At 68.3% G+C, this 3,372-nt stretch carries 2 protein-coding genes; both read left to right on the forward strand.

The genetic code is table 11. The annotated features are described in order from the left end of the window. Positions 1–667, forward strand: a 667-nt coding sequence (locus A9X04_RS23575) for an SDR family oxidoreductase (protein WP_156764511.1), incomplete at its 5' end; no start/stop codon positions are given. Between the two features lie 418 nt (positions 668–1,085). Beyond that, on the forward strand, positions 1,086–3,372 hold a 2,287-nt coding region (locus tag A9X04_RS23580), incomplete at its 3' end, for an AMP-binding protein (RefSeq protein WP_156764512.1).

A 3,372-nucleotide genomic window follows, 5' to 3' on the forward strand; every position in this document is an offset into this window, starting at 1 on the left:
CAACAGCAAGTGGGCCGGCGAGGTGTTGCTGCGCGAGGCCCACGACCTGTGCGGGCTGCCGGTCTCGGTGTTCCGCTCCGACATGATCCTGTCCGACACCAGCTACGCCGGCCAGTTCAACCTGTCGGACATGTTCACCCGGATGGTGCTGAGCCTGGTGGCCACCGGCATCGCGCCGCGGTCGTTCTACCAGCTGGATGCCGAGGGCAACCGGCAGCGGGCGCACTTCGATGCGCTGCCGGTGGAGTTCGTCGCCGAGGCGGTCACCACGCTGGGCGCCCAGGTGATGCAAGGGTTCGAGACCTATCACGTGATGAACCCGCACGACGACGGGATCGGCATCGATGAGTACGTCGACTGGCTGATCGAGGCCGGCTACCCGATCGAGCGCATCGAGGACTTCGGCGAGTGGCTGCAGCGGTTCGAGGCCGCCCTGCGCGAACTGCCGGAGCACCAGCGCAAGCACTCGGTCCTGCAGATGCTGCAGGTGCCGGGCTACAACCAGCTGCAGGCGCCGGAGCCGGCCCGCGGGTCGTTCGCCCCGACCGACCGGTTCCGCGCCGCGGTGCAGGAAGCCAAGATCGGCGCCGACAACGACATTCCGCACATCGCGCCGCCGGTGATCGTCAAGTACGTCACCGACCTGCAGCTGCTCGGCCTGCTCTAACCACGCACACCTCGAATTGGGACGGCGCCGCACGGCCGTCCCAATTCGTAGGGTCGGTTTGGGGGCCGGAAACATCCTTCTCGTATCTTTTGCGACGACTTCCCTGGATGTCTGACGGGTTCCTGGGAGTTTTTAGAAACCCCTAGCGCTTGATCGTGATCTTCCGTTAACCTTTCGGACTGTTGCACCTATGTTGACTAAGTTGACGGAGATACTGGGGTCGGCTCGCTCCATGGCGACAGCGGCAGATCCGCCTTCTTAGCGGCGACGAGCGGCAACAGCGGCGAGGATCCGGCACGGACCACGCCGCGTGTGTCAACTACATCAAGCGGGACCGAACAGGCATTGCGGAGGAGTTCGGTCGAGCGGCGCCGGCAACCGGGGGTTTCGAGGGTGAGCCCTATGGTTGGGAAGTCGGATGGAGCTTGGTGACCGGGCACTTCCGCCTACTCGCGGGCAACTAGATATCTGGCTCGCGCAGGAGACCGGCCACTCCGGCACGGAGTGGCAGATCGGCCTCTTCGTCACCATCAACGGCAGGGTTCACCGTGATGCGCTGAAGTGGGCGATCCGACAAGCGCTGGAAGAAGCCGAACCCATCAGGGCGTCGTTCGTCGAGGCGGACGGCCAGGTCTTCCAGCAGGCGGTCGACTACCCCGACGTCGAGGTCGCGTTCCATGACCTCACCGGCTCCCGCGATGCCGTCACGGAGGCCCGGCGGACGGCGTTGTCCATCCAGCGGACGCCCATGTCGCTCACGGGCCCGCTGTTCCGGTTCGCCCTCTTCCAGACCCGCGCCGACCAATTTCACCTGTTCGCGTGCTGCCACCACATCGTCATCGACGGAACCGGTGTCGCCCTCGTCGGGCACCGCATCGCCTCCATCTACTCGGCCATCGTTTCCGCCGCGCCTATCCCTCCGGCCGTCTTCGGCTCGCTGCAGGATCTGATCGCCTGCGAGTCCGGCTACGAGGCGTCCGGCGATTACCGGGACGACGAGGCCTACTGGACGCAGCACCTGCCCGCCAACGACGCGGCCCACCATCGGGCGCCGCGGTCTACGGGCGAGCGCGATCCGTGGCCGTCCGCGCCGGTCGCCTTGGACACCGGCATCCTTCGCCGGGTCAACAAGCTCTCCCAGGTGTGGGGGGTGTCCCAGACGTCGGTGATCACGGCAGCGTGCGCGCTGGTGGTGCGGGAGTGGAGCGGAGACGGCTCGGAGGTGGTGCTCGACTTCCCCGTCAACAGGCGCGTCCGTCCGGAGTCGAAGACCCTGCCGGGCATGGTCGCCGGTGTGGTGCCGCTGGTGCTGGGCGTCTCGCCAGAGCTCACCGTCGTCGAGTTCTGCCGACACGTGGATGCACGGGTCCGGGAAGCGGTTGAGCACCAACGCTTTCCGGTGCAAGCGCTGGAACGCAAAACCCGCGGCTCGGCGGGGCCGCCCGAACGGGTGAGCGTCAATTTTCTCCCGTCCGCGTTCACCCTGCCCTTCGGCGGCGTCACAGCCTCGGCGTCGTACACCAACTCGGGGCAGGCAACTGGTTTCGGTTTGATCTTTTCCACCGACGGCGACCAGCTGTTCCTCAGTACGGCGGGCGCGTGGGAGCCGTTCGCCAGCCTCGGCGTCTCCTATCTGGCGGGCCGCCTGGAGCGGGTGTTGGTGGCGTTGACGTCGGATGCGACGCGGCGGTTGCGGTCCATCGACGTGCTCGACGAGACCGAGCGGGTGCGCCTGGACGAGTGGGGCAATCGGCCCGCCCTGGGCCCGGATGGGCCGCCGGCGGTGTCGATTCCTGAGCTGTTCGCGGCTCAGGCGGCTCGCACGCCCGAGGCTCCCGCCGTTTCGTGCGGGCAGCGGTCCTGGTCGTACCGCGAGGTGGATGAGGCATCGAACCGATTGGCGCACTGGCTCATTGGGCGCGGCGTGGGTCGGGGGACGCGGGTGGGCCTGTTGGCGGAGCGGTCGGGGGAGGCGGTGACCGCGGTGCTGGGCGTGCTCAAGGCGGGGGCCGCCTACGTGCCGATTGATCCGGCGTCGCCGGCGGACCGGGTGCAGTTCATGCTCGCCGACGCCGCACCGGTGGCGGTGATCGTTTCCCCGGGCCTGCGGCCGCGGTTGGATGGGTCCCTGGGCGTCGTGGTCGAAATCGACGATCCGGCGATCGAGGGCCAACCGTGCGACCCGCCGGTCGGGCCGGCCGCAGACGACGTGGCGCACGTGATCTACACGTCCGGCACGACGGGCGTGCCCAAAGGGGTGGCGGTCACGCACCGCAACGTGACGCAACTGTTCGAGGCGCTGGCCGGTGATGGATTGCTGGCGGCGGGACAGGTCTGGTCGCAGTGCCATTCCCTGGCCTTCGATTTTTCGGTGTGGGAGATCTGGGGTGCGCTCTTGCACGGGGGCCACCTGGTGGTGGTGCCCGACGCCGTGGTGCGGTGCGCGGATGACCTGCACGCGTTGTTGATTGGGCAGCGGGTGTCGGTGTTGACCCAGACACCGTCCGCGGTGGGGGTGTTGTCCCCGCAGGGGCTGGAGGCGGCGCTGGTGGTGGGGGCCGAGGCGTGCCCCGCGGCGGTGGTGGACCGGTGGGCGCCGGGGCGGGTGATGGTCAACGTCTACGGGCCCACGGAGACCACGATGTGGGTGGCCAAGAGTGCTCCGTTGGTGGCGGGCTCGGGGGCGCCGCCGATTGGGTCGCCGG

Origin of the sequence: Mycobacterium sp. E3247 (assembly GCF_001667785.1) — a bacterium.
In the GTDB taxonomy this organism is placed as follows: domain Bacteria; phylum Actinomycetota; class Actinomycetes; order Mycobacteriales; family Mycobacteriaceae; genus Mycobacterium.